General features: G+C 38.2%; 21 protein-coding genes. 12 read left to right on the top strand and 9 right to left on the bottom strand.

Annotated features, from left to right (window positions below):
- The 3 genes from Aru01_RS14935 to Aru01_RS14925 all read right to left on the bottom strand — a co-directional run.
- The coding region (locus Aru01_RS14935; RefSeq protein WP_042111536.1) for an AMP-binding protein at positions 1-1,234 on the bottom strand (1,234 nt) is incomplete at its 3' end.
- 83 nt (positions 1,235-1,317) lie between these two features.
- Complete coding sequence (locus Aru01_RS14930) at positions 1,318-2,769, bottom strand: aldehyde dehydrogenase (protein WP_016657221.1); 1,452 nt, start codon at positions 2,767-2,769, stop codon at positions 1,318-1,320.
- A 57-nt stretch (positions 2,770-2,826) separates the two neighbouring features.
- Positions 2,827-3,666 (bottom strand): p-hydroxycinnamoyl CoA hydratase/lyase, encoded by an 840-nt coding sequence (locus tag Aru01_RS14925; RefSeq protein ID WP_171068174.1) that lies wholly within the window; start codon positions 3,664-3,666, stop codon positions 2,827-2,829.
- Between the two features lie 260 nt (positions 3,667-3,926).
- On the opposite strand from Aru01_RS14925, the gene mhpT reads away from it, so the two are divergent.
- Positions 3,927-5,135 carry a 3-(3-hydroxy-phenyl)propionate transporter MhpT gene (gene mhpT, locus Aru01_RS14920; protein ID WP_016657219.1) on the top strand — a complete coding sequence of 403 codons (1,209 nt, stop codon included), beginning with the start codon at positions 3,927-3,929 and terminating at the stop codon, positions 5,133-5,135.
- Positions 5,136-5,223: 88 nt separating this feature from the next.
- Positions 5,224-5,661, top strand: a complete 438-nt coding sequence (locus Aru01_RS14915) for a MarR family winged helix-turn-helix transcriptional regulator (RefSeq protein WP_016657218.1) — start codon at positions 5,224-5,226, stop codon at positions 5,659-5,661.
- Positions 5,662-5,983: 322 nt separating this feature from the next.
- On the opposite strand, the gene Aru01_RS14910 is transcribed toward Aru01_RS14915, so the two are convergent.
- Positions 5,984-6,877: a LysR family transcriptional regulator gene (locus Aru01_RS14910; RefSeq protein ID WP_016657217.1), complete on the bottom strand. Its 894-nt coding sequence runs from the start codon at positions 6,875-6,877 to the stop codon at positions 5,984-5,986.
- A gap of 183 nt (positions 6,878-7,060) precedes the next feature.
- Between Aru01_RS14910 and Aru01_RS14905 the strand changes: the two genes are divergently transcribed.
- The 6 genes from Aru01_RS14905 to Aru01_RS14880 all read left to right on the top strand — a co-directional run bounded on the left by Aru01_RS14905 (position 7,061) and on the right by Aru01_RS14880 (position 11,931).
- Entirely contained in the window at positions 7,061-7,747 is a 687-nt protein-coding gene (locus Aru01_RS14905; RefSeq protein ID WP_016657216.1) for a hydrolase, read from the top strand.
- 62 nt (positions 7,748-7,809) lie between these two features.
- Entirely contained in the window at positions 7,810-9,684 is a 1,875-nt protein-coding gene (locus Aru01_RS14900; protein WP_016657215.1) for an amidohydrolase, read from the top strand.
- Positions 9,685-9,736: 52 nt separating this feature from the next.
- Positions 9,737-9,901 carry a DUF1427 family protein gene (locus tag Aru01_RS14895; RefSeq protein ID WP_016657214.1) on the top strand — a complete coding sequence of 55 codons (165 nt, stop codon included), beginning with the start codon at positions 9,737-9,739 and terminating at the stop codon, positions 9,899-9,901.
- A 24-nt stretch (positions 9,902-9,925) separates the two neighbouring features.
- Positions 9,926-10,603: a YoaK family protein gene (locus tag Aru01_RS14890; protein WP_016657213.1), complete on the top strand. Its 678-nt coding sequence runs from the start codon at positions 9,926-9,928 to the stop codon at positions 10,601-10,603.
- A gap of 22 nt (positions 10,604-10,625) precedes the next feature.
- Positions 10,626-11,330 (top strand): YoaK family protein, encoded by a 705-nt coding sequence (locus tag Aru01_RS14885; RefSeq protein ID WP_016657212.1) that lies wholly within the window; start codon positions 10,626-10,628, stop codon positions 11,328-11,330.
- A 10-nt stretch (positions 11,331-11,340) separates the two neighbouring features.
- The gene (locus Aru01_RS14880) at positions 11,341-11,931 is read left to right on the top strand and encodes a TMEM175 family protein (RefSeq protein ID WP_016657211.1); all 591 of its coding nucleotides are present in this window, start codon (positions 11,341-11,343) and stop codon (positions 11,929-11,931) included.
- Positions 11,932-11,964: 33 nt separating this feature from the next.
- Here the strand turns inward: Aru01_RS14880 and Aru01_RS14875 are convergent, their stop codons facing one another.
- The 5 genes from Aru01_RS14875 to Aru01_RS14855 form a co-directional block, all read right to left on the bottom strand.
- Positions 11,965-12,411 (bottom strand): VOC family protein, encoded by a 447-nt coding sequence (locus Aru01_RS14875; RefSeq protein WP_016657210.1) that lies wholly within the window; start codon positions 12,409-12,411, stop codon positions 11,965-11,967.
- A gap of 210 nt (positions 12,412-12,621) precedes the next feature.
- Positions 12,622-13,041: a nuclear transport factor 2 family protein gene (locus Aru01_RS14870; RefSeq protein WP_016657209.1), complete on the bottom strand. Its 420-nt coding sequence runs from the start codon at positions 13,039-13,041 to the stop codon at positions 12,622-12,624.
- Positions 13,042-13,365: 324 nt separating this feature from the next.
- Positions 13,366-13,704, bottom strand: a complete 339-nt coding sequence (locus Aru01_RS14865; protein WP_016657208.1) for a DUF3325 domain-containing protein — start codon at positions 13,702-13,704, stop codon at positions 13,366-13,368.
- Positions 13,701-15,371 (bottom strand): PepSY-associated TM helix domain-containing protein, encoded by a 1,671-nt coding sequence (locus tag Aru01_RS14860; RefSeq protein ID WP_016657207.1) that lies wholly within the window; start codon positions 15,369-15,371, stop codon positions 13,701-13,703. Before Aru01_RS14860 ends, Aru01_RS14865 begins: the two co-directional genes overlap by 4 nt.
- 1 nt (position 15,372) lies before the next feature.
- Positions 15,373-15,720, bottom strand: coding sequence for a hypothetical protein (locus tag Aru01_RS14855; RefSeq protein ID WP_016657206.1), 348 nt, complete (start codon positions 15,718-15,720; stop codon positions 15,373-15,375).
- A gap of 524 nt (positions 15,721-16,244) precedes the next feature.
- Here Aru01_RS14855 and Aru01_RS14850 point away from each other — a divergent pair.
- The 4 genes from Aru01_RS14850 to Aru01_RS18800 all read left to right on the top strand — a co-directional run.
- Positions 16,245-16,721: a 6-pyruvoyl trahydropterin synthase family protein gene (locus Aru01_RS14850; protein WP_016657205.1), complete on the top strand. Its 477-nt coding sequence runs from the start codon at positions 16,245-16,247 to the stop codon at positions 16,719-16,721.
- A gap of 5 nt (positions 16,722-16,726) precedes the next feature.
- Complete coding sequence (folE, locus tag Aru01_RS14845; RefSeq protein ID WP_016657204.1) at positions 16,727-17,614, top strand: GTP cyclohydrolase I FolE; 888 nt, start codon at positions 16,727-16,729, stop codon at positions 17,612-17,614.
- Between the two features lie 382 nt (positions 17,615-17,996).
- Complete coding sequence (locus Aru01_RS14840; protein ID WP_016657203.1) at positions 17,997-19,460, top strand: NAD-dependent succinate-semialdehyde dehydrogenase; 1,464 nt, start codon at positions 17,997-17,999, stop codon at positions 19,458-19,460.
- A gap of 109 nt (positions 19,461-19,569) precedes the next feature.
- The coding region (locus Aru01_RS18800) for an SDR family NAD(P)-dependent oxidoreductase (protein ID WP_042111533.1) at positions 19,570-19,710 on the top strand (141 nt) is incomplete at its 3' end.

The raw sequence follows: 19,710 nt of genomic DNA, 5'->3' as shown, positions 1-19,710 counted from the left end.
TGAGTTTGACTTCCCAGCCGGGTGCTGGATAACCAATAAATCCAGCCATCACTTTTGGGCCTGTGGTAAACATACAAGAGGGAGCAGTTTCCGTCATACCTAGCCCACTCATGATACGAATACGTTCTCCACAGTGTGATTGAGCGATACGATCTAGGCGGTTCCATCCTGCTTCAGAGAGTGCAGCTCCAGCAAAAAATAAAATTTTAACTTTATCGAAAAATCGATCACGTAGCTTGGCATCATGTTCTAATGCTTCGGTCAGCTCTTCCCAACCTTTAGGTACATTGAGATAGACAGTAGGAGAAATCTCTTTTAAATTTCGGATAGTTTCATCAAACTTCCCCGCAACTGGCTTACCCTCATCGATATAAATCGTTCCCGCATTGTATAAACAAATTCCGACATTGTGGCTTCCGCCAAAAGTATGATGCCAAGATAACCAATCCAAAAGTACAGGTGGGGTATCTGCAAATTCTGGAAATGTTTGTAGCAACATCTGTTGGTTTGCACAGAGCATTTGGTGCGTAGTTGGCACAGCTTTGGGCAGTTTAGTTGAGCCTGACGTAAATAAAAATTTGGCTATTTGATCTTTGCTTAAGCCAGCATAATGCGCTTTTATGTCACTGATTGGGGTATCAATTAATGATTGAAATGAGCTACATGTTTGCTCACCCAATAAACCAGACAGGGTAACGACTTCAACTTCTGGGCCTGCACAGGACATAATTGCAGCAGCAAATGTTTGACCATCACTGGCAAATACCATACCCGGAGTGAGGGTGTTAAAGACGTGCTTAAGTTTACTGTAGTCCTTTGATACCAAAGAATATGCTGGTGATATTGCTGAAAATGGGATACCTGCAAACATGGCAGCCATGGACAGGATTAAATGTTCAAGGTCATTCCCTGATAAAATCACGATCGGATGCTGGGTGGATAGCGTTTGACGCTGATGTAATGCCTGAGCAATATGCCAAGCACGTTGTGCAGTTTCTCCATAAGTTAAATTGACCCACTGACCTTGTTGATTACGTTTGGCAGCGAAGACACGGTCAGGATATCGCTGTGCATTTTCGATGAGGCGGTCGGTGAGTTTTTCTGGATAGGCCTGAAGTGCTTCCCGTGGATTCATATAGATCGTATCGTGATCGATATGTAGGTTAATTTCATGTCCCCCAAGTTTAACTAGACGTTCAGGACTTGTGTGTGGGGCTGCATTCAACTGCGCCATGACCTTTACTCCATGTAGATTTTTTGCTGTATTCCATCAGCAGTAATATTTTTGGACTGGGAATATTGGCATTCCCATTTCAATTAAATTGGATAGTGGCGAGGTGCTGTTTGCATCGTGATCCAGCGTAACTCGGTAAATTCAGCAATAGAAACTTTACTGCCAAAACGCCCATAACCACTGTTTTTGATACCACCAAATGGCATCTGAGCTTCATCATGAACTGTTGCGCCATTAATGTGACAAATACCAGATTCTATGCGTCCTGCGATTGACCAAGCTTGGGTTAAGTCTTGGCTAAAGACTGCTGAGGACAAACCGAACTCACTGTCATTGGCCAGTTCGATTGCTTGTTCTTCACTATAAAAGCGTTGCACCGTACAGACAGGTGCGAAAGACTCTTCGCGGTATAGTCGCATTTCTGGCCGAACATTGATGACTAAAGTGGGTTGCATGGTGGTGCCCTCGATACGAATGCCAAGGGGCAGGTCTGCGCCGTGGTTTTGTGCATCTAATAATAAGGCCTGTAGTCGATCCGCAGATCGTTGGCTTTCAAGGACGCCCAAAGGATATTGATTTTGAGTTGGGTTGCCAGCAATTAACATCTGAGTTTTAGTCATTAACTTGTTAATGAACTCATCCGCAACTTTATCATCGACCAAAACACGTTCAGTGGACATGCAGATTTGACCTTGGTTAAAGAAAGCACCAAAGGCCACAGCATTGACGGCATCATCCAAATTCGCCTTATCCATGATCAAAACAGGTGCTTTACCTCCCAGTTCTAGCAATACAGGTTTTAAATATTTTGCTGCAGTTTGCGCAATGATTTTACCGACATGGGTTGAGCCCGTGAAGTTAATCCGCTTGGTATAAGGATGTGCAATTAAACGTTCAACAATTTGTGCTGCATCTTCAGGAGCATGAGTGATGACATTGACCACACCATCACCTAGTCCAGCCTCGTGCAATGTTTCTGCAATTAAGCGTTGCGTCGCAGGGCAGGCCTCAGATGCTTTGAGCACCACCGTATTACCGCAAGCAAGCGGCATTGCCAGAGCCCGCGTAGGTAAGATTACAGGTGCATTCCATGGTGCGATTCCGACTATTACACCACAGGGTACTCTTACCCCCATGGCAACATTACCAGGGATATCAGAAGGGATCAGACTACCATCAATCTGCGTGGTCATTGCCGCAGCTTCACGGAGTATATTGGCAGCCAAATGCACATTAAAACCATACCATGCTGTAGTTGATCCCGTTTCACGCATGCCAATTTCAATGAATTGTGCAATTTTTTGGTCCATTAAATCTGCTGCTTTTAATAGACGTAAACGTCGTTCAGTTGGCGATAGTACAGACCAAACTTTAAAAGCTTGTTGTGCCGATTCAATCGCACGATCAACATCATCAAGTGTGGCTGCCGCAGCAGTCGATGCAACACTACCATCGATAGGGCTAATGCGTTGAAAGGTCTGACCTGAGCTGGCATTGACGGATTGACCGTGAATCAATAACTGTACGTTTTGCATGGTAATGTTTCCTTACATATCCCGAATAAAGTATTCACGTATTGAATAGATGAAATGTTAATGGCTACGTTTATAGCTTTGCAGTCCTGGTTTAATGGATTTTTCATCTAAAAATTGTTTAAGACCTTGCTCACGACCGCCTTCGGTATCACGGTGATTACATTGATCGAGTTTGGCATATAAATAATCTTCGTTTTGATCCCATGTCAGTTCACGGCAACGTTTAAAACCATTTTTTGCTGTACGCATGACAACAGGGTTTTTCTCTAGCAGTACCTGAGCGAGTTCTGTGACTTCCGCGCGTAGCTGAGTAAGCGGCACGCTTTTATTAATTAAACCCATATTTGCTGCTTCTTGCCCGCTAAAAGTTTTGCCCGTCATGATGTAATACAAAGATGCGCGGTGTCCAACTGTGTCTGCCATTGCTTTACTTACTAAATTACCAGGCGGAATGCCCCAGTTGATTTCAGACAGACCAAAAGTGGCTTCATCAGCAGCAATGGCTAAGTCACAAGCTACTAATGGAGAGAAACCACCCCCGAAGCACCAGCCATTCACCATCGCAATTGTTGGTTTGGAATACATACGTAGCAGTTGCCATTGCCAACGACATGAGTCACGTCGAATACGTTCTTGATAAATCTCAGGTTGACCATCTACCTCACGAAAATACTCTTTAAGATCCATCCCTGCTGTCCATGAATCTCCAGCACCTGTGAGTACCAAGACTTGAGCATTTGCATCAAGTTCTAAAGTCTCCAGGACATCAATCATTTCCTTATTCAGTGTTGGACTCATTGCATTCTTTTTTTCAGGGCGATTTAGGGTAACCCAAGCAATGCCATTGTCAATTTGAACGTCCACTGTTTCCCAACGATTTGCATATGACATGTTGATCTCCATTCAGTCAATTTACATCAATATGTTTTTTAATTTAATGTCAGTTAAACTTATATTCAAGTCTTTTTTGAATAAATTTTTATTTATTTATAAGTATTTGAATTTTATTTAAATATTTAATATTGTTTTTTTAATAAATTAAAATAGGTTGTTTTTTATGTAAGTTTGGGTGATATTTTGTGAGGTGTGCTTTTATCGCCGCAAGAGAATAAACAGGACGTAAATCACTTAAAACTTGAGTACAAGGATGAAATATCATGGAAAAATCTGTGGGCCAAACAGGAAAGGCCACGTTAACGCTTGCTCTTTGTTTTGCGATCGCAATATTTGAAGGTTTTGATCTGCAGTCAATGGGTGTTGCAGCACCTAGAATGCGTGGTGAATTTGGTTTAGATCATGCACAAATGGCTTGGGCATTTAGTGCTGCAACCTTAGGAACTTTGCCTGGTGCCTTATTGGGTGGACGTTTTGCAGATCGAATTGGTCGTAAAAAAGTGCTGATTTTTAGTATCTTACTATTTGGCATTATGTCGATCTTAACGGCTTTTGCGAGTCAGTTTAATTTGTTATTGGTGATTCGTTTTTTAACTGGTCTCGGTATGGGGGGAGCATTACCGATGATGATTACTCTGGCATCAGAGGCAGTTTCAGAAAAGCACCGAGGTACTGCAGTCAGTATTATGTATAGTGGTATTCCTTTCGGGGGGATTTTAACTTCGATTGTAGCAATGAGTTTGGCAGGTGATAGTGAATGGCGGCATATATTTTATATCGGTGGTTTTGCTCCTGTTTTGTTGATTCCGTTATTATTAAAGTACTTGCCAGAATCTAAAGCATATTTGAATGTACAGCAGCAAGTCGGAACAACTCCATTTGGGGAAGTATTATTTGCAAAAGAGCGACGCTTCTCTACCTTACAAATTTGGATTGGATTCTTCTGTACCCTCGTTGTGCTTTACTTCTTACTCAATTGGTTACCACTATTGATGGGTGCTCAAGGCTTAACCAAGTTAGAGGCGAATTATGTCCAGATTGGTTATAACTTAGGTGGCGTGGTCGGTTCAATTATGATGGGAATTCTTTTAGATAAGCTGCGCATGAGTTTTGTGGTGAAACTGATATATGCAGGTATTCTAATCTCGCTTTGTTGCTTAGCAATATCACCGACAGTGACCCTGCTTGCACTGGCTGCGATTGGCTGTGGTGTATTTATTGTGGGTGGACAATCTGCACTTTATGGACTGGCTGCTATGTTTTATCCAACCCATATGCGTGGAACTGGGGTAGGGGCAGCTGTTGCAGTTGGACGTCTGGGTTCCTTTGCTGGACCACTTTTGGCAGGAATGTTATTGTCATTTGGTTCAAGCGCAGGCATGGTCATTGGTGCAAGTATTCCCATGATTTTGATTGCAGCAATTGCCGTACTCATGTTAGTAAATCAACCCAAACAGTCGCAGGTAAGCTAAAATTACTTTTATAAGCACCTGTTTTCTAAAATATGTATTGAAGTATGATCATTCTGGTCATACTTCAACGTTTAAAGTCAGTATTTATATGCTAGAGCGTTCACCAAATTCACCATTCCCTAAAACGAGTTATATGATTGCGCGTGTCGATCGTATTATTAGTCAGTTATTAACTGAACAGCTTAAACAGCTAGAGATTAGTCTTCCACAATATACAGCACTCTCTGTCTTGGCAGCGAAGGGAAGTTTATCGAATGCCAAGTTGGCTGAGCGTTCATTTATTAAACCGCAATCAGCTAACAAAATTTTGCAAGATTTACTTATGGCGGGCTGGATTGAAAAAAATCCTGATCCCACTCATGGGCGCCGAATTTTGGTTCAACTTACTGAAACTGGCTATGCAAAACTTGAGCAATGTAATCAGCTGGTTGAACAACTTGAAAATAAAATGCTAAAGAATATTGATATTAACTTGGCTTTATTGATCCGTAATAATCTAGAGATTATGCTGAATAATTTAAAATAACTTGAAAATCTTGAGGTGTATAAACCTCATAGATCCTCCCGATACTCTATCTGTGGGGGGGGTGCTCTCAATAAGTATTTAAGTGAGAGGGCTGGTGGAATATAAAATTATATGGAGCAGTCTTTATATCTATTCATTTAATATATTATTTAGTGATCAAAATTTTAAGATCAGGTTAAATATACTTATATTTGTAATATGAGAGATATTACAGATATTAAGGATGCTTAATACACTTACGAATTATGTATTGGCGTTAGATCAGGATCTTTATTTAATCGTTTGAATATTCTGTTCTAGAGCTTTGAGCCGAGAATACTGGTTAAGCCTCATCAAAAATAGAATAGTGCTCTTCAAGAAAGGTTAAAAAAAGCTCTGCTTTTTTACCCATGCTACGTTTTTTAGGTGTTTTGGCAAGAAAATATAAAGGCAGTGAGCTATAACTCTCCAAACATAAAATAATATTACCTAATTCAATTTCCTTTATTGCTAAAAAATCTGGAATAAGGATGATCCCTTGATTGTTTTTACATAACTCTAAGAGTACATCACCATTATTACTGGTTAATTTAGGACTACAATACAAATATTCTGGTGTATTTTTTTTCAATAAATTAATTTTGTTATTTGAATTCATCTGAGAATAGACTAATAGGCTATGCATATTGAGTTCATTTAAATCTTGTGGGATGCCGTACTGCTCAAAATATTCAGGTGCTGCATAAAACCTACAGTAATGCTCACTAAGCACTTTACTATTATTTTTATCAATATTGTGGTCAATGGTTAGTAAAACATCAAAATTCTTTTCATCTATACTAGAGAACTTATCAGATAAGTTTAGATTTATCATGATACTAGGGTATTTCGCCATAAAGTCAGAAATGATGTTGGTCAGAAATGTTTGGCTAAAAGAATGTGGGGCATTAATTCTTAATTCACCTTCAAGATATTTTTGTTCACTAATCAGCTCATTCGTTGCCCATTCAAATTCACTTAAAATCATTTTGCAGTGCTGATAAAACTTTTCACCTGCTGGTGTCAAATACATTTCTCGTGTATTACGAACAAATAAAGGTGTTTTATATGATGTTTCCAAATGGCAAATTTTTTTCGCCACTTGATCTCTTGTAATGCCTAAGGTTGTAGATGCTTTACTAAAATTTCCATTTTCTACGACACAAATAAAAGCTTTGATACAGTCAATTTTATCCATACAGTCAATCAAGAAGGCTTTTTAGCAATATATATGATCGGTATTTTCTGATCAATAGATGTACATTTTAAAATATTATTGTATTTTCTTGGGATACACAGCGTATCAAATTATGCGGCTAGTGGATTACAAAATAATTTGTTTTTATAGGGATTCTTTTACTACAAATGATGAGAATCAAAAATGAATAAAATACTTTTAGAACAACTTACGCCGCTTAATTGTCAATTTATTTTTATCGACCAACAACCTCAGATGGCTTTTGGTGTGCAATCAATTGATCGTCAATCTTTAAAAAATAATGTTGTTGGATTAGCCAAAACTGCAAAAATTTTTAATATTCCAACGACTATTACTGCGGTTGAGACGGAAAGTTTTTCTGGACATACCTATCCTGAATTATTAGATGTATTTCCAGATGCACCCATATTAGAGCGAACTTCAATGAACTCGTGGGATGATCAAAAAGTTAGGGATAGTCTTGCAAAAAATAATCGAAAAAAAATAATCGTGTCAGGTCTGTGGACTGAAGTTTGTAATAACTCATTTGCATTTAGTGCGATGTTGGAAGGTGGTTATGAAATTTATATGGTTGCAGATGCATCTGGTGGGACATCAAAAGAAGCACATGATTATTCAATGCAACGTATGATTCAAGCTGGAGTAATTCCTGTCACTTGGCAACAAGTTTTGCTGGAATTACAACGTGATTGGGCACGTCGAGATACTTATGATGCGGTTATGGATATTGTCCGTGAGCACTCTGGCGCTTATGGTATGGGTGTGGATTACGCATATACTATGGTTCACCAAGCTGCTCAAAGAACTAAAAACCCACATGAAATGCTTGCACCTGTAGCGGCTAAATAAAAAAAATTTTAAAAGGCATCAATAGATTGCTTTAAAAAATCGTCTACGTTGCGGAGCTGATAATGTCAGAAGCACAGTTAATTCTTAGAAATGGAAAAATAACGACACTCGATCCTAAAAAACCACAAGTAGAGGCGATCGCAATTGCCAATGGTAAGATTATTGCGTGTGGTAATGATGACGACATCATGAGATTGGTTAGTGATTCTACTCAAGTCATCAGTTTGAATGGACGTCGTGTAGTTCCAGGTTTAAATGACAGCCATCTACATATTATCCGTGGTGGTTTAAATTATAATATGGAGTTACGTTGGGAGGGGGTGCCATCAATTGCAGATGCATTAAGGTTATTAAAAGAACAAGCGGATAATACGCCAGCACCTCAGTGGGTAAGAGTGGTGGGGGGCTGGACTGAGTTTCAGTTTGCTGAAAAACGTTTACCTACCTTGGCTGAAATTAATCAGGCTGCACCAGATACCCCTGTTTTTGTTTTACATTTATATGCAAGTGCAATGCTGAATCGTGCAGCTTTGGATGTGCTTGGATTTAATAAAGATACGCCAGATCCGCCAGGAGGCAGAATTGAACGGGATCAAAAAGGTGAACCTACAGGCTTACTTTTAGCGACACCGTCTGCAGCAATCTTGTATTCAACTTTAGGTAAAGCACCGAAACTCCCTATAGAAGACCAAATTAATTCTACACGTCACTTTATGCGTGAATTAAATCGCTTAGGTTTAACTTCGGCGATTGATGCTGGTGGTGGTGGACAAAACTATCCTGATGATTATGAGGTTATTCAAGAGCTTCATCAAAAGGAACAGATGACAGTACGGATCGCCTACAATCTTTTCGCTCAAAATGCAGGTAAAGAACTCGAAGACTATCAAAAATGGACGGAAATGACTTTTCCCGGTGATGGTGATGCATTATTTATGATGAATGGTGCTGGAGAAAATCTCACATGGTCAGCTGGGGATTTTGAAGATTTCTATGAGCCACGTCCAGATTTACCTGAAAACATGGAAGGTGAGTTAGAGGCGATAGTAGAGCACTTAGCCGATAAAAAATGGCCGTTTCGCATCCATGCAACTTATGATGAGAGCATTTCAAGGTTATTGAATGTGTTTGAACGGGTGAATGAAAAAAAACCATTTGAAACTCGTTTTATCATTGACCATGCAGAAACAGTGAGTGAAAAAAATATTGAACGTATTGGCGCATTAGGTGGTGGTATTGCCATTCAGCATCGGATGGCATATCAAGGCGAGATTTTTGTACAACGTTATGGGGTTGAAGCAGCAAAAAATACACCACCTGTGAAAAAAATGCTTGAGCTTGGTGTACCGGTAGGCGCTGGAACGGATGCAACTCGTGTTGCTTCGTATAATCCATGGGTGTGTTTAGCTTGGTTAACCACAGGCAAAACAGTTGGTGGTTTTTCACTTTATGATGAACAAGATTTGCTTGATCGCCAAACGGCACTAAAACTATGGACCAAAGGTTCTGCTTGGTTCTCAGGAGAACAAGCACTTAAAGGTGCTTTAGTAGACGGTGAGTATGCTGATTTAATTGTGCTTTCTGATGACTACTTTACAGTTGAAGGGAGTGAAATACAGTTTATAGAGTCAGTATTGACAGTTATGAACGGTAAGATCGTGTATGCAGCAGCCGAATTTAAAGCAGAAGATCCACCACTACCACCTGCTTCACCAGCGTGGTCTCCGGTAAAACGCTTTGGTGGTCAATGGCGTCTATCAGAAAATCGTAGTGCACCTTCACTGGCCCCCTTACAAAGTCATTCAGCCATGTGCGCTTGTTCTAGCAGTTGTAATATGCATGGGCATTCTCATGCATGGATGATTGATATGCCGATTCATGATAAAGACAAAAAATCATTTTGGGGCGCTCTAGGCTGCTCATGTTTTGCTTTTTGAAGTAAATACTATAACTCCCATCTGAAAAATGATGGGATTTTAGAGGTGGCAGATGAAAATGTACTTATTGTCCTTAGTGGTGGGGTTGTTCGTAGGCATTCTTTATTATTTACTCGATGTAAAATCTCCAGCCCCTCCTTTAGTTGCCTTATTGGGTTTATTAGGGATGGTTATTGGAGAGCAATTTATACCAGCCATCAAAATTTTAATTAAATAAAGTCATCCTGCTTAGGAATCAATAATGCAAATTCAACTGGTTAAATTATTAAGTTTTAATGCAGGTTATGTTGATACAGCAAGTTTTTTGGCTCTATATGGCTTATTTGCTGCACATGTAACTGGTAATTTTGTGACTTTGGGGGCCGCATTAGTTTCAGATAGTCAAACTGGGACTTGGGCCAAGCTAGCAGCTTTACCAATGTTTTGTATGATGATTTTGCTCAGTAAGTTTATACATCACTATTTTTTGAAACTCAATAAAAGCGCTTATGCTTTCCTTTTTATCTTGATGTTTTTATTGTTTTGCTTAACGGCTATATTATCAATTTTTTATTTACCTTTCCCCCAGCATGATACCGCTATAAGTTTTATTGTTGGTATGGCATTGGTTGCCGCAATGGCAATTCAAAATGCTATGCATCGAGTGTACTGGCTCAAAGAATCTCCTACGACAGTGATGACGGGGTCCACCACTCAGCTAATGTTAGATATAGGTGAGCTCTTTTTAAAACCATCAGGTGAAAAAAAGAAACAAATTCAGCAGCGCTTGATCTCAATACTACCCAATATGTTCTTGTTCGCTTTGGGCTGTGCAGTTGCTGCGATGATTTATAAATTTGCATTATTTTTGATTTTTTTCATTCCGCCAATAGTACTCATTTTCTCTTATATGTTTAGAGAGAATTATAAGAAATCATAATTTCAAAGATAAGGACTAAAAAATGGAAAATATTGAGGTTGAATCAAAGGGGTTTTGGGACAGTTGTCGAGTTCCCGTTTTATTAACTATTGTAGGTGGTGCAATAGATACCATTGGCTTCATTGCATTATTTGGATTTTTTACTGCACATGTAACAGGAAACTTAGTCTTGGCGGGTGCAGCATGGGTCAAAGGTGGACCCGGTGTTTGGATTAAACTTGGTGCGATTCCTTTATTTATATTCACAGTAGCGATCACTAAGTATTGCATCGATCGCAGTAAAATAAAACATATAACACTATGCTACTTGTTCTTCGCTGAAGCGATCTTTTTAATTGGATTTATGTGCTCAGGCTTATATTTTGAACCCTTTAAAGATCCAAATGGCATCACTGTGGCTGTGACAGGGGGATTAGGTTTGATTGCATTGGCAATCCGTAATACCTCAAGTAAAACACTGATTAAGCATATCAGTCCTAGCACAATGATGACAGGAAACACCACTCAATTGGGGATTGATCTTTCCCATTACTTTAAAGAAAGAAATACTGAAAATAAGCAAAAGTTACAACAGAGTCTAAGCATTATCATAGGCTTTGTGATCGGTGCATTCTTGGGGGCATTTTTATATGTCTATTTAGATTTTTGGAGTATCGCTTTCTTCATTGTCCCAGTCTTGTATTTATCTTATTTGGCGGCCAAACAAAAAATCATTGAGCCAATTTAGGAACCAAGTCATGAACAAGCTTAGGTTAGAAACAATCAGTGATGGAATATTTGCGATTATTATTACTGTGATGTTACTTGAGCTTAAAATTCCTCAAGGTCATGATTTATCCGCACTTAGAGATGAAGCATACTTAATTCTTAGTTATGTACTGAGTTTTATTTATATTGGTATTTATTGGAATAACCATCACCATTTATTCCAAGTCATTAAAACTGTGAATGGTAAAATCTTATGGGTTAATTTACATTTAATGCTTTGGTTAACCATGATTCCATTAGCCACCGGATGGTCGTCTTCGACTGGTTATGCACAGGTTCCAACTGCAATATATGCATTTGTTCTTTTCATGTGTTCTTTATCATATAGATTATTGGAAAAATCCTTAATTTCTTCGGAGGGTAAACACTCTCTAGTCGCTAAGTTATTAGGTAAAGACAATAAACTATTTGTGTCTGTCATACTTTATGGAGCTTCAATTTTCTTGAGTTTTATTCATGCCAAATTAACCTTGCTCACTTTGGGCATACTTGCAATTCTTTGGTTTTTGCCTAATCGCAATATTGAAAAATATTTTCAAGAAAAAGCGGCGAATGAGTAATGCACAGTCATTTATAGTTACTGATTAAAAAAATTAATCCTTGTTTCTTTTGAACCCTTGCTTTTCGAGTAACTCTACTCGTGTTTCATAATCAATAATCTCGATGACCTCATGTAATAACCAAGTATAACCATATGGGTCTTTGAACATGGCATTTTTTATACCCATTTCTGGCATATGATTGACATCTTGTATTTTTGTACAGCCTAGATTTAATGCCTGGTTGTAAGTTTGTTCAATATTATTCACTGTGATATTGAACCAAAATGGAATATAAGTATCATTTTGAGGGGCCAACATATTGAAATCTGGGTTTTCATCCAATAATCTTAAATATAATTCATTAATTTTTATCGTCACTTCATTCTGCCCTAAAATAAAGTCTCCAACTTCAATACGTTCGATACGAAATATATTCTCATAAAAAGATAAAGCATCTAATGAGTTCTTCACGACAATATTAATTTCAGAATTATGCATTTTATATTCTCAGTTTTATAGATTTGTTTGATTATTTACCACTCACTAAAATTATGGTAATAATTAACTGTTTATTTATGTTAAAAATATAAGAATTTAATTTTAAGTGTTGTTGTAACCTTCTTTTGTAGCGTTATCATCTCGTTTTTTATTGTGCTATTTTAAATAACATAATAAAATTTGTTTTTTATTTGGTTGATTTATATAGTTTTATGAGTGCTGTGCTTTGGATTGAAATAACTCCAGTGCATAGGCTGTATCTGCAAATTCTTCCATTGAAGTAATCAGCCCATCTTTTACTGTATATATTTGAACCCATTTTTGTTCAAGAATTTTATCATTGGATTTTATTCTCTGTTTTTCAAGTCCTGATACAAATACTGTTTCACCATCAGAAACGATTTTAAAAATTTGGAAATCAAGAACTTCAACATATGCTGAAATACCTGTAATAAAAGATTCAACACCTTTTTTACCTTTATACTCACCTGTATAAGGTAGCTCCTCTGGACCTTTATAAATCCAGAGTGAATCTTCTGATATGGTTTTTAATAATTCAGAAGTGTTACCCGTTTTAAATGCCTTGAACATTTGGTTTATAACTTGAGTTGCATTGTCATTTTTTTGCATTTTTTTCACTTAATTTAGATTAAAAATTTAATATATTGAATTGTTCTCATAGGAAAATTAAAAAATACATAAATATACAATTTTATAGTCAATAATAATTATTTATATTGAGGGCTTGAATCTGTTTATTTAAATGTTGTGATGAAAATAAATAATTTCTCATACCTGTGTTTTATGTGATTTTTAATTTTTAAAAACTATTTTTTATTTATCATGATTTGCTATTTTAATATTGGCTTTATACATTTTTGCAATTAACTTAAGCTCTAATTTTGATGGAAAATACCCTCTACCCGAACTTGCTTGTGCGGGTAGAGGGTTGATTTAAAACATAAGAAGAGCAGTACAAATCACGATGATTATACTGATCGAAATTGAAACTACTTTAAATAAGTGGCTGAAATAGCTCAGCATTAATAGAGTAAAACAAGCAGCAAATGTCATGACTCCAACCCAGTAGCTAATACCGTTTGCGATGTGATAATGCATTATCGCCACGATCAGTGCGAGGATCAGGATTAACCATCCGAGTCCCTGAGATAGTTGTGTTTGTTTTTGGGTAAGTGGTTGAGAAAACAATTGTTTTTGATGTTTCTCCATACCAATAGCCAGCGCTAAAAAACCCAGTGTTGAGATGGACCAAACCAGAAGAAACAAGATCATGATTGTTTCTCCTGTTGAATCGGAGTTGCTTTAGATTTATTTGCTTTTAAGCCTTGATGATTTTTCACTTTATAAAAGCAAATAATAAATAACAGCGCAAACACCCACATAGCTAAATCAAATGTTGCGATGACCCATTGACCATGAGCAATTGCAGTCCAGAGGGCTTGACCACCTGTCATAAAGTTAACGATGGGTAATAAGGCAAAGGCAATACTTGCAAACATCAGTTGTTCTAACCATGCTTGTTTATGTTGACGCAAGGAAGCATGAATAAAACTCAATAGCCAGATGATGAAGAAAACGCGTATTTCTAAAACAGTACGATTTTCTAAATGTACAGGTATGAAGCGATTGGCATAAAAATAAGCAGCACAAGCAATCGGTAAGCCAATCACAGCGGCTATATTCATGACTTCGACTAGACGATAACCAAAAGATTTTTTATTTTGTTTTTGTTGTTGAGGCGCTCGTTTTACACACCATAAAATCAAACCCGTGGCGACCATCATGCTACCAATGATGCCAGAAAAGAATAACAACCAGCGAAATGCGAGATCTAGTCCACGAGCTTCATGCAATACAGTTACTGTATTATAAATACCTGCTGGAATAGAGGGGGTATTAAGTGTTTTAGAGTCCATTATCGGGGCTCCAGTGACACCATTAAACTCTAGCGTTGGATAAATTCCACGGTAGGCTACACTTTTAACATGTAAGGCTTGGAGTTCGATTTTGGCTTGGGTGGTATTCGGTGCAGTAATATTAATGCTTCCAATTGGATTATTGCCCCAAGCAGTTTGTGCATAAACTAAGAGTGGTGTCAGATCCGTCAATGGTGCAGTTGTTTGCTCCACGGTCTCAGCATTTTTTTCTCGTTTGCCACGAGATTCTGTTCTTTTATTTGTAGTCTCTGTTTCAGGATTGCTGATTAAGTTATTGCGTTGATCTTGTAAGAATTCTTGACGATTATCATAAATTTGATTGATGCCCCATGGCATAAATATGAAGAGCAATAAAAGTAAGCCACTAAACGTAATCATAATATGAAAGGGTAGTGCCAGTATGGCGCTTGCATTATGTGCATCTAACCAAGAGCGTTGCCCTTTTCCAGAACGAAATGTAAAAAAGTCTTTGAAGATTTTTTTATGTGTAATAACACCACTAATGATCGCAACCAACATGAACATTGTCGCTAAACCTACGATCCAACGTCCGACAATACGATCTAGACCATAGAGTTCGAAATGAAAACGGTAGAGGAAACCTCCTCCGCGTGTCTCACGTGCCTCAAGTACTTCACCTGTAGCGCTGTCTAAAGTTATACGTGTTCCACCACGTCGCGCATTGGGATCTTCACCCACTTCGCGAATGGTGATCGCAGTTGTATTCTGTCTGGAATTAGGCAGTTGAATTCGCCAACTTGCCGCATCTGAATGATGTTGTTGTAAATAACTGAGTGCGACTTCGGTTTGTTTCTGTTGGCTTTTGGGAGGGATTGACTGATGAAATTCAGGTTTCATCCATACACTAATTTCAGCTTGAAAAAAACTTAATGTACCTGTGACAAAGATTGCGTAAAGTAACCAACCTAAAATGAGGCTAGACCAAGTATGTAGCCATGACATTGACTGGCGTGGTCCTTCAGCTTTTCCATCTATACGCATGTCAGGTTCCTATCACTTGAGCTAAAACATATAAAGCAAAAGCAGGAAGGATAATGCCTAAACTTGCCTTTAATGTTTTATTCACCATAAATACCCAAATAAAGGCACATGCGTGCAGTGTAAAAGCAATTAATGTTGCACTCATTGCGGCTGAAGCACGATATTGTGCAAAGCACTGAGCAATGACAATCGAACTATACATTGCAATGATGTAACCACCGACCAATGCCAAAGCAAAACGCCAAGCAATCATAATGCGATAAGTTAATGGGGTGCTAACTTGCTTGCTTTTCTTCCTGATGGGCGTTGCCGGAATACTATGCGTAGTAGAGTTTAAAGTGCTATTCATACGGATATGGCATAATGTTAAATATTGTTGCTAATGATAACTATTATTATTTGTATTTCAAGTTTGTATTTGCATGTGTGCAATCTTTTATTGAAATCAAGATATGAATCAATACGCTGTATTTATTCATATTTATAGTAAACCGTAATTATCTTAGCTGAGACATAAACTCAGCATTGCAATAGGACGATCTGATCTTGATTATGGGTTATCATGAGTGAGCTTATACCTTTGCTTTCTTCTTATCTTTTAAAGACCAGTCTAACTCAGCCAGTGTTGAACTTGATTGGCATGAAAAAGCATCGCTAATTGCACGATTTATTTAATAAATTGTTCAATGAAAACACTAAGTATTATTTTGTATTGGCAAAATACTCATAAGATTGACATAGAACTGAATCATCCATTTTGTGCTTTTACCTTTAATTTATTAAATAAATTAATTATTTGATAAATCTCATTCTGGTATTTGAAAATAAAAGTTAAGTTACTAAAATGGAGACAAACCTATATGGGACAGCTGAATGGACAAGCATATTAAACATAAATATTTATCGACGAAGACCTTTGGACATGATCTTGGGATTAGTTGTGCCTTTAGGCAATGGCGGGCTGTTCATAGCCATTGCTCTAAAATTCACGGATATGCATTGAGTTTCCATTTTGTTTTTGAGGCAGAACAGCTAGATGAGCGAAATTGGGTTATGGATTTTGGTGGCTTTAAAGCATTAAAAGATAAAGTTTTGGAGTTGTTTGACCATAAGTTAGTTGTTGCAGAGGATGATCCAATGTTAAGTGAGTTTAAAAAACTCGATGGCTTAGGAATGGCTGATGTTGTGGTTTTACCCGCAGTTGGTTGTGAAATGTTTGCACACTATGTTTTTGAAATGGCACAAGATGTTTTACAAGTAGAGTTGGAACGTGGCCGAGTTAAGTTAAAGTCAGTTGAAGTACGAGAACATGGTGCAAATTCAGCGAGCTACTTGGGTAATGAATTGTGAAAAAAATGATTGAACAAAGTGAGTTTAATTTAGTTTTAGAAAAACTTGCTGATAACTTAAAAGCAACATGGTCAAATAAAACGATATCGCTTTATCCAGCTCATTTTCGTTTAGCCGCAGTGATCAATATGCTTTCGCTTTTGGGCTGTAAAGTGAAAGTCGCCACAGATATTAATGATGCAGATCTGATTTTAAGTTTTGAGGATTCAGACCTAGGTCATTTAAGTTTGGCAACGAAGTTGGCTACGATACATGACTTACCTGTTGCAGTTTTACCTATACAAGAAGAATGCACACTGCCTTGGGAAGTTGCATCAGATAGTTTTGTCGAATTGGTATCACCAGTGATTTCTAATTTGCTCGAAGTGATTGCTGATGACCCAGAACGAGAAGGCTTAATTGAAACCCCTTTGCGAGTTGCAAAAGCTTGGAAAACTTGGGTATCAGGTTATGAACAAGACCCTGCTGAAATCTTGAAAGTATTCGAAGATGGTGCAGAAGGCTGCGATGAAATGGTCATCGTGAAAGATATTCCTATCTATTCAAAGTGTGAGCATCACTTAGCCGATATATTTGGTACAGCAACGATTGCCTATATTCCTAATGGAAAGGTAGTTGGCTTGAGTAAATTAAGTCGCTTAGCAGAATTGTATGCACGTCGTTTACAAGTTCAAGAACGTATGACCAATCAAATTGCTGATGCATTAGAGACTCATCTGGGAGCCAAAGGTGTTGCCGTCTTAATACGCGCTCGTCATATGTGCATGGAGTCTCGTGGTTTGTGTCAACAAGGACACCATACAATAACTATGGCCGTACGAGGTCTATTGTTGACTGATCTGAAGGCGCGGGGTGAGTTTATGCATCTAGCCAACAGCCTTGCCACTGCTTAGCATTAGTACGAGATGATGATTTAGACGGATTAAATGATTTATCTGAAAGCCGATTTAGCAATAAATCGGCTTTTTTTTATGTTTTTTTATCAGTTTTCATCTCTTTTAAATTTTATTTTTATGGGTTTTTTCTCCGATTTGCTGTTTTGACTAAAAATTTAGCCTACACAAAATATTTTTGTTAAGTCGGTGCTATATGTTCCAAAGTATTGTCATTCATGAGTTTAGCTATTTTTTTGAGCTTAAAAATACAGCTGCGATGTGAGCTTTGAATCGTTTTTGCAGTAGAAATTGAAAAAATGTTATTGTAATACTGTATTACGGTAATGTAGTATTATTACAAATCAGATACTCTTCTCTGCAAAATTGGATGCTATGCATTATGGATATCAGCAAATTTGAAATTTTTAAGAATTTATCTTTGATCAATGGTGAATGGGTTGCAGCAAGTCATGCAAAACAGATCGAAGTTTTCAATCCTGTTGATCAATCAATAATTGGCACAATCCCAGCACTTGAGCCAGTACAAGTGAGTGCAGCTATTCAGGGCGCAGAGCAAGCTTTGGGGGCGTGGAAAGCACGCTCTGTTAAACAGCGTTCAGATATTTTGAAAAAATGGTATGCGTTGATCATGCAACATCTTGATCAATTGGCAACGATTATGACTGTTGAACAGGGTAAGCCACTGCACGAAGCCAAAGGGGAAATTGAGTACGCCGCAAGTTTTATCGAGTGGTTTGCAGAAGAAGGGCGTCGTATGGATGGTGATACCATTCCTGCAGCGAGCAGTGATAAACGCATCATGACCAAACGTGAGCCTGTTGGAGTTTGTGTGGCCATCACACCATGGAACTTCCCAGCAGCAATGATCACACGTAAGGCAGCACCTGCTCTAGCAGCGGGTTGCACCATGATCGTTAAACCTGCTCAAGAAACTCCTTTTACTGCTTTAGCTTTAGTGCATCTCGCTCAATTGGCTGGTGTGCCTGATGGTGTCTTGAATATCGTGACGGGTAAATCGGCTGAGATTGTGCCAATCATGACGCAAAGTCCGATTGTGAAAAAACTGAGCTTCACAGGTTCTACACCAGTCGGAGCGATGTTGATGGAACAGTCCGCAGCAACTTTGAAAAAGTTGTCATTAGAGTTAGGTGGTAATGCTCCACTGATCGTATTTAATGATGCCAACTTAGACTTGGCCGTGCAGGGTGTGATGGACAGTAAGTTCCGTAACGCTGGTCAGACCTGTGTATGTAGTAATCGAATTTTTGTACAAGCGCAAATTTATGATGCATTCGTAGAAAAGCTCGCAGCAAAAGTGAGTGCACTTAAACTTGGGAACGGTTTAGATGCTGGAACAGATATTGGTCCATTAATTAATCAAAAAGCAGTCGAAAAAATTCAAGCCCATATTGATGATGCTCTCGCACTGGGTGCTGAGCTCGTTGTTGGTGGCCATCGTTCTGAATTAGGGGCTAATTTCTTTGAACCTACACTGATTAAGCATGCAACAGATGACATGTTGTGCTTTAGAGATGAAACCTTTGCACCTTTAGCACCAATTTTTAAATTTGAAGATGATGCAGAAGTCGTTGCTCGTGCTAACAATACCGAATTTGGTTTAGCGTCTTATATTTTTACTGAAAATTTAAATCGCAGTATCGCGGTTTCTGAAGCACTTGAATATGGAATGGTGGGTATCAACACCGGTCTAATTTCAACTGCAGAAGCGCCTTTTGGTGGCGTTAAAGCTTCAGGGCTAGGACGTGAAGGATCGAAATACGGTTTAGATGAATACACTGAAATTAAATATGTTTGTATTGGTAATGTGCAGGCAGCTTTATAAACTGAACGAGTTATCGCATGACAACGCTCAAACAGGGCAATAACGAAATAACTTGAGTGTAATCTTAAGATACCTGTTTGATCATCATTGATATTTAAGGATATGTTTCATGGAAAATCAACAACAAACACAGTATGCAGGTATTGCAGGCAAGACCGTCATGATTACGGGTGCTGCTGCAGGTATTGGCTTTTGTTTATCTAAAGCCTTCGCCCAGCAAGGTGCCAAGGTCTTTATGATCGACTTAAAC

It is taken from the genome of Acinetobacter rudis (assembly GCF_000829675.1).
In the GTDB taxonomy this organism is placed as follows: Bacteria; Pseudomonadota; Gammaproteobacteria; order Pseudomonadales; family Moraxellaceae; genus Acinetobacter; species Acinetobacter rudis.
This window is presented reverse-complemented; position numbering and strand designations above follow the sequence as displayed.

Coding starts and splice junctions, on each gene's coding strand:
- Aru01_RS14840 (WP_016657203.1), top strand. CDS start 17,997: ATGGATATCAGCAAATTTGAAATTTTTAAGAATTTATCTTTGATCAAT.
- Aru01_RS14890 (WP_016657213.1), top strand. CDS start 9,926: ATGCAAATTCAACTGGTTAAATTATTAAGTTTTAATGCAGGTTATGTT.
- Aru01_RS14930 (WP_016657221.1), bottom strand. CDS start 2,769: ATGCAAAACGTACAGTTATTGATTCACGGTCAATCCGTCAATGCCAGC.
- Aru01_RS14880 (WP_016657211.1), top strand. CDS start 11,341: ATGAACAAGCTTAGGTTAGAAACAATCAGTGATGGAATATTTGCGATT.
- mhpT (WP_016657219.1), top strand. CDS start 3,927: ATGGAAAAATCTGTGGGCCAAACAGGAAAGGCCACGTTAACGCTTGCT.
- Aru01_RS14885 (WP_016657212.1), top strand. CDS start 10,626: ATGGAAAATATTGAGGTTGAATCAAAGGGGTTTTGGGACAGTTGTCGA.
- Aru01_RS14895 (WP_016657214.1), top strand. CDS start 9,737: ATGAAAATGTACTTATTGTCCTTAGTGGTGGGGTTGTTCGTAGGCATT.
- Aru01_RS14860 (WP_016657207.1), bottom strand. CDS start 15,371: ATGCGTATAGATGGAAAAGCTGAAGGACCACGCCAGTCAATGTCATGG.
- Aru01_RS14905 (WP_016657216.1), top strand. CDS start 7,061: ATGAATAAAATACTTTTAGAACAACTTACGCCGCTTAATTGTCAATTT.
- folE (WP_016657204.1), top strand. CDS start 16,727: ATGATTGAACAAAGTGAGTTTAATTTAGTTTTAGAAAAACTTGCTGAT.
- Aru01_RS14850 (WP_016657205.1), top strand. CDS start 16,245: ATGGACAAGCATATTAAACATAAATATTTATCGACGAAGACCTTTGGA.
- Aru01_RS14870 (WP_016657209.1), bottom strand. CDS start 13,041: ATGCAAAAAAATGACAATGCAACTCAAGTTATAAACCAAATGTTCAAG.
- Aru01_RS14910 (WP_016657217.1), bottom strand. CDS start 6,877: ATGGATAAAATTGACTGTATCAAAGCTTTTATTTGTGTCGTAGAAAAT.
- Aru01_RS14875 (WP_016657210.1), bottom strand. CDS start 12,411: ATGCATAATTCTGAAATTAATATTGTCGTGAAGAACTCATTAGATGCT.
- Aru01_RS14900 (WP_016657215.1), top strand. CDS start 7,810: ATGTCAGAAGCACAGTTAATTCTTAGAAATGGAAAAATAACGACACTC.
- Aru01_RS14865 (WP_016657208.1), bottom strand. CDS start 13,704: ATGATCTTGTTTCTTCTGGTTTGGTCCATCTCAACACTGGGTTTTTTA.
- Aru01_RS14915 (WP_016657218.1), top strand. CDS start 5,224: ATGCTAGAGCGTTCACCAAATTCACCATTCCCTAAAACGAGTTATATG.
- Aru01_RS14855 (WP_016657206.1), bottom strand. CDS start 15,720: ATGAATAGCACTTTAAACTCTACTACGCATAGTATTCCGGCAACGCCC.